General features: G+C 71.7%; 6 protein-coding genes and 1 pseudogene. 6 read left to right on the forward strand and 1 reads right to left on the reverse strand.

The window, feature by feature from the left end; genetic code table 11:
- Nucleotides 1-270 (forward strand): annotated as a pseudogene (locus tag L0P92_RS41440) (hypothetical protein); the annotation flags it as partial.
- Between the two features lie 19 nt (nucleotides 271-289).
- Here the strand turns inward: L0P92_RS41440 and L0P92_RS41445 are convergent.
- The gene (locus L0P92_RS41445; RefSeq protein ID WP_234768301.1) at nucleotides 290-1,147 is read right to left on the reverse strand and encodes a helix-turn-helix domain-containing protein; all 858 of its coding nucleotides are present in this window, start codon (nucleotides 1,145-1,147) and stop codon (nucleotides 290-292) included.
- A 62-nt stretch (nucleotides 1,148-1,209) separates the two neighbouring features.
- On the opposite strand from L0P92_RS41445, the gene L0P92_RS41450 reads away from it, so the two are divergent.
- The 5 genes from L0P92_RS41450 to L0P92_RS41470 form a co-directional block, all read left to right on the forward strand.
- Nucleotides 1,210-1,827 (forward strand): TIGR03086 family metal-binding protein, encoded by a 618-nt coding sequence (locus L0P92_RS41450; protein WP_234768302.1) that lies wholly within the window; start codon nucleotides 1,210-1,212, stop codon nucleotides 1,825-1,827.
- 64 nt (nucleotides 1,828-1,891) lie between these two features.
- Complete coding sequence (locus tag L0P92_RS41455; protein ID WP_234768303.1) at nucleotides 1,892-2,977, forward strand: LLM class flavin-dependent oxidoreductase; 1,086 nt, start codon at nucleotides 1,892-1,894, stop codon at nucleotides 2,975-2,977.
- Nucleotides 2,974-3,567, forward strand: a complete 594-nt coding sequence (locus L0P92_RS41460; RefSeq protein WP_234768304.1) for an FMN reductase — start codon at nucleotides 2,974-2,976, stop codon at nucleotides 3,565-3,567. Before L0P92_RS41455 ends, L0P92_RS41460 begins: the two co-directional genes overlap by 4 nt.
- A 79-nt stretch (nucleotides 3,568-3,646) precedes the next feature.
- Nucleotides 3,647-4,375, forward strand: a complete 729-nt coding sequence (locus L0P92_RS41465) for a response regulator transcription factor (protein ID WP_234768305.1) — start codon at nucleotides 3,647-3,649, stop codon at nucleotides 4,373-4,375.
- Nucleotides 4,376-5,789 (forward strand): HAMP domain-containing sensor histidine kinase (locus tag L0P92_RS41470; RefSeq protein WP_372497423.1); only part of this gene is annotated, 1,414 nt, incomplete at its 3' end.

Genomic DNA, 5,789 nt, shown 5'->3' on the forward strand with positions numbered 1-5,789 from the left:
GTCGGGTGGCGCGGTGGTCCGGGGGCCGATCTGATCTATCACGGTTCGGCTGTGCTGTCCGGTGACCGGGTGGATGTGCGGTTCACGCCGCGTCGTCAGGGGGCGGGGGGCGTGTCTGACGGGACGGCGATGGTGCGGCTGCGGGAGGCGGTCTCGGAGGTGATGGTGGAGTTCGACACCGTGTGGAGTGGGGGGCCGGTGGACGGTACGCGGCGTAGTGGTGGGCAGCGGGTGCTGTTGCTGGACACGGGGGATGCGTACCACTTCTGACGTCCGTGCCGCTCTGACGTCAGTGCCGCTTCTCCCCCTGACCCGCGGATGCTCCGGGTGCGGCCTGCGCCGCGTATGCCGTGGGCGGCACACCGACGGTCGCCGTGAAGTCCCGTACCAGATGGGCCTGGTCGGCGTAGCCGAGGTCGGCGGCGAGGGTGGCCCAGTCGATGCCGGGGCGGGCGCCGGCGTGTTCCAGGGCATCGTGGATGCGGTAGCGGAGGATGCACCACTTGGGGCTGACGCCGACGTAGGTCGAGAAGAGGCGTTGCAGGGCCCGTACGGACAGCCCATGTGCCTGGGCGAAGTCGCCGACGCGGCGGACGGTGCGGTCGGTGCGGATGTGTCGGACGAGGGCTGTGGCGAGGTCGGCCTGCGGGTCCGGGGCGCGGGGGAGGGCGAGGAGGAAGGCGTCGAGGGCGGCCACGCGGGTGTGGTCGTCGGTGGGGGAGACGATCGCGCGAGCGGTGTCGGCCGTGGCCGTGGGGAACACTTCGGCGGCGGGCAGGGCGTGCCCGGTCCATCGCGAGACCGGCGACTCGGGGGTGTACGGCCGGAATCCGCCCGGCCGGAACTTCACCCCGCAGACCCGGCCCCGTCCGGTCAGCTTCCGGGTGTACAGGCCGTGCGGGACGCCGGTGACCTCGGCATACGGCTCACCTGGATCCTCGTCCTCGTCCCACGGGAAGGTGAGGTTGACGGCCGGGTGCGGGACGATGTGGGAGGCGTAGGGGACGGGCAGGTCCCAGTCGATCAACCAGTACCACTCGACGTACCGGCGCAGCGGCTCGGCGGGCTCGTGGCGACGGAACCGCACGCGGTTCAGCAGCCCGGCCGGGTCGACGATCCCGTGAGTGTCGTGGCGGGATGCCTGCATGGCCGGATCGTACGTCGCGTTTCTTCAAGATGGGCGGCCCGTGCCTTCCCTACGGTCGGGACATGGACACGAACGCGGTGGAGACGAAGACGTACGGCATCGGTGAGCTGCTGGCCCTGGCACGGGATCGGGCGGTTCCGGTGGTGCGGGGCATCGGGGACACGGCGCTCGCCGCTGCCACGCCCTGCGTCGAGTACGACGTGAAGGCCCTGGTCAATCACCTCTACCAGGTGGTCGTGCAGTTCCAGCGGCTGGCTGTGAAGGAGGCGTCGGACTTCGGCGAGACCATCCCGGACCAGGTCGGCGTGGGTCCGGACTGGCGCGACCGGTTCGCCGCCGAGACCGACAAGCTGGTGGCGGCCTGGTCCGCGCCCGGCGCCGAGGACGGTACGACGGGCGCGATGAACATGCCGGCCCGGCTGGTCGGCGCGATGGCCCTGCTGGACCTCACCGTCCATGCGTGGGACCTCGCGACTGCCACGGGTCAGCACTACCCGAGCGCCGATGACGCCGTGGTGGCGGAGCTGGCCGGCGCCGTGGCAGAGCTGGCCCCGACGGCCCGGAAGATGGGCGTGTTCGGGGATCCGGTGCCGGTGGCGGAGAGTGCGTCGGCGTTCGAGCGGCTGCTGGCGCAGAGCGGGCGGGACCCGTACTGGAAGGGGGGAGCCGAGGCGGAATAGTCGCGAGGTGCTCACCGTACACGGGTTATAGTTGAACGGTCAACAACCTGGAGGGTGAGCGACCATGCAGTTCGGGATCTTCAGTGTCGGTGATGTCACGCCGGACCCGACGAGCGGACGTACGCCGACCGAGCGTGAGCGGATCAAGGCCATGGTCGCCATCGCGTTGAAGGCGGAGGAGGTCGGGCTGGACGTGTTCGCGACCGGGGAGCACCACAACCCGCCGTTCGTGCCGTCGTCGCCGACGACGATGCTCGGATACATCGCGGCGCGGACGGAGCGGCTGGTGCTGTCCACCTCGACCACGCTGATCACCACCAACGACCCGGTGAAGATCGCCGAGGACTTCGCGATGCTCCAGCACCTGGCCGACGGCCGGGTGGATCTGATGATGGGGCGCGGCAACACCGGGCCGGTGTATCCGTGGTTCGGGCAGGACATCCGGCAGGGCATCAACCTCGCCGTGGAGAACTACGCTCTGTTGCACCGGCTGTGGCGCGAGGACGTCGTGAACTGGGAGGGGAAGTTCCGTACGCCCCTGCAGGGGTTCACGTCCACGCCGCGCCCGCTGGACGGCGTACCGCCGTTCGTCTGGCACGGCTCCATCCGCTCGCCGGAGATCGCCGAGCAGGCGGCCTACTACGGCGACGGGTTCTTCCACAACAACATCTTCTGGCCGGCCGACCACACCAAGCGGATGGTCGAGCTGTACCGGACCCGGTACGCCCACTACGGGCACGGCACGGCGGAGCAGGCGATCGTCGGGCTGGGTGGGCAGGTGTTCATGCGGAGGAACTCCCAGGACGCCGTTCGGGAGTTCCGGCCCTACTTCGACGTCGCCCCGGTGTACGGGCACGGGCCGTCGCTGGAGGACTTCACCGAGCAGACTCCGCTGACCGTCGGCTCGCCGCAGCAGGTCATCGAGAAGACGCTCGCCTTCCGCGAGTACGCCGGTGACTACCAGCGCCAGCTCTTCCTGATGGACCACGCCGGGCTGCCGCTGAAGACCGTCCTGGAGCAGCTCGACCTGCTCGGCGAGGAGGTCGTACCCGTGCTGCGCAAGGAGTTCGCGGCGCTGCGCCCCGCCGGGGTGCCGGACGCGCCCACCCACGCTTCGCTCAAGGCCGCTCAGGAGGTGACCACCGTATGAAGCTCGTCGTCGTGTCCGCGGGGCTGAGCGTCCCGTCCTCCACCCGGCTGCTGGGTGACCGGCTCGCGGCCGCTGTCGGCCGGGAGACCGCGGTGGAGGTCGAGGTCGTCGAGCTGCGTGACCTCGCCGTGGAGATCGCGCACAACTTCACGAACGGCTTCCCCGGGCGGAAGCTCGCCGCCGCCATCGACGCCGTGACCTCGGCGGACGGGCTGATCGTCGTCACGCCCGTCTTCTCCGCCTCCTACAGCGGGCTGTTCAAGTCGTTCTTCGACGTGATCGAGAAGGACGCGCTGGCCGGCCTGCCGGTGCTGATCGCCGCGACCGGCGGCACGGCCCGGCACTCCCTGGTCCTGGACCACGCGCTGCGCCCGCTCTTCGCCCACCTGCGGACCGTGGTCGTCCCGACCGGTGTGTACGCCGCCTCGGAGGACTGGGGCGCGGAAGGGCTGGAGGGGCGTGTCGAGCGGGCGGCGGGAGAGCTCGCAGGGTTGATGCAGGGCCTGTCGGGAGTCAGGACGGCCGCCGCGGACGACCTCACGGTGGTGCCCTTCGCCGAGCAGCTGGCCGCACTGAACAGCCCGGTGTGACGGTGTGAGCCCAGTAAGAAGGGCAACCGCAGCGCACCCAGTACGGCCGAACCGCCGGAGGCCTTGGCAGACTGAGGACGTGCCCCAGACTGTTCTCCTCGCCGAAGACGACCGCGCCATCCGCCACGCCCTGGAGCGCGCGCTGACTCTGGAGGGCTACCAGGTCACCGCGGTCGCCGACGGGATCGAGGCGCTGGCGCAGGCCCATCGCACGCCGCCGGACGTGCTCGTGCTGGACGTGATGATGCCCGGCATCGACGGGCTCCAGGTCTGCCGGGTGCTGCGCGCCGAGGGCGACCGCACCCCGATCCTGATGCTCACGGCGCTCGTCGAGACCCAGGACCGCATCGCCGGCCTGGACGCGGGCGCCGACGACTACGTCGTCAAGCCCTTCGACGTCGAGGAGGTCTTCGCCCGGCTGCGCGCCCTGCTGCGCCGCACCAGCGACACGCACGCCCCCGCCCCCGTCGACGTACCGAAGCAGACCGTCGCCCCCGAGCCCCCCGGCCGGCTGATCGAGGCCGCCGGGCTGCGGATGGACCCGCAGGCGCGCAGGGTGTGGCGCGGTGGGCGGGAGCTGGAGCTGACGCGGACCGAGTTCGAGCTGCTGGAGCTGCTGGTCCGCAACGCCGGCATCGTCCTGGACCACGCCACCATCTACGACCGCATCTGGGGCTACGACTTCGGCCCCGGCTCCAAGAACCTCGCCGTCTACGTCGGCTACCTGCGCCGCAAGCTCGACGAGCCGGGCGCCCCGCAGCTGATCCACACGGTCCGCGGGGTGGGTTACGTGCTGCGGGAGGACTGAGTGGGCGCGGCCCGGCGCGGGCTCCGGAGGCTGCTGACCGGGCGCCGCAGATCGGGGCTCGGCACCACCTTCGCCGTGTCCTTCGCGACCGTGACCGCCGTGGTCACGGTGCTGGTCGGGCTGCTGTCCTACACCGCCGCCGCCCGGCTGGTGCGGGTGGACCAGGAGTCCGTGTTCGACGAGGTCGTGCAGGACCTGCGGGGCGAGGTGCGGCAGCGGCCGATGACGACGGAGGACTTCTCGTCGTCCGCGCCGGGGCACGATCTCGTACGGCCCGCCCGAACCGACGTCCAGGTGCTGGGCCCGGACGGCGCCGTCGTCGACCCGGGCCGGCCGGGGCTGCCGGTCACCTCCGCCGACCGGCGGATCGCGGCCGACGGGACGGCCGGGCGGATGGTCCAGCACAAGGACGTCGGCGTCGACAGCGACGTCTACCGCATCGCGACCGTCGCGCTCGGCGGCGGCCGGGGCGCCGTGCAGGTGGCCCAGGAGTTCAGCGACACCGAGGACCTGCTGCGGGCGCTCCAGCAGCGGACGCTGCTGCTGATGGCGGCCGTCGTCACGCTCGCGGGACTCTTCGGCTGGTGGCTCGCCCGGCGCATCACCCGCCGCCTGGTCGTCCTCACCTCCGCCGCCGAGGACGTCGCCCGCACCCGCCGCCTCGGCATCCAGGTGCCGGTCACCGGATACGACGAGGTCGGCCGCCTCGGCCGCGCCTTCGACCGGATGCTGGGGCGGCTCGCCCAGTCGGAGGAGGACCAGCGGCGCCTGGTGCAGGACGCGGGCCACGAGCTCCGTACGCCGCTGACCTCGCTGCGTACGAACATCTCCCTCCTGCGCCGTATCGACGAGCTGCCGCCCGCCACCCGTGAGGAACTGGTCGCCGACCTCAGCCAGGAGGCCCGCGAACTCACCGACCTCGTCAACGAGTTGGTCGACCTGGCGGCGGGGCAGTCCGACACCGAGCCGACCCAGCGGGTGGACCTCGCCGACATCGCCGAGGACGTCGCGGGGCTCGCGCGGCGCCGTACGGGACGGCGGATCGTGGTCCGCGCGAGCGGCGACACGACGACGGAGGGGCGGCCCGGGATGCTTCAGCGCGCGGTGACCAACCTCGTCGAGAACGCCGCGAAGTTCGATCGTGACGGGCTCGGGCCCATCGAGATCAACGTCGCCGGGCCGGCGCGGCCTGGAACCGTGCGTGTGGAGATTCTCGACCGGGGTCCGGGCATCGCCGAGGACGATCTGATCCGCGTTTTCGACCGCTTCTACCGTGCTGCCGACGCGCGCTCGCTGCCCGGCTCGGGGCTGGGGCTGTCCATCGTCCGGGAGGTGGCGTTGTCGCACGGCGGGGCACCGTTCGCCTTCCGGCGTGAGGGGGGCGGGACGGCGATCGGGTTCACGGTGGGCGGGG

This window comes from Streptomyces muensis (assembly GCF_021474425.1).
Classification (GTDB): domain Bacteria; phylum Actinomycetota; class Actinomycetes; order Streptomycetales; family Streptomycetaceae; genus Streptomyces; species Streptomyces muensis.

Coding starts and splice junctions, on each gene's coding strand:
- L0P92_RS41460 (WP_234768304.1), top strand. CDS start 2,974: ATGAAGCTCGTCGTCGTGTCCGCGGGGCTGAGCGTCCCGTCCTCCACC.
- L0P92_RS41450 (WP_234768302.1), top strand. CDS start 1,210: ATGGACACGAACGCGGTGGAGACGAAGACGTACGGCATCGGTGAGCTG.
- L0P92_RS41455 (WP_234768303.1), top strand. CDS start 1,892: ATGCAGTTCGGGATCTTCAGTGTCGGTGATGTCACGCCGGACCCGACG.
- L0P92_RS41445 (WP_234768301.1), bottom strand. CDS start 1,147: ATGCAGGCATCCCGCCACGACACTCACGGGATCGTCGACCCGGCCGGG.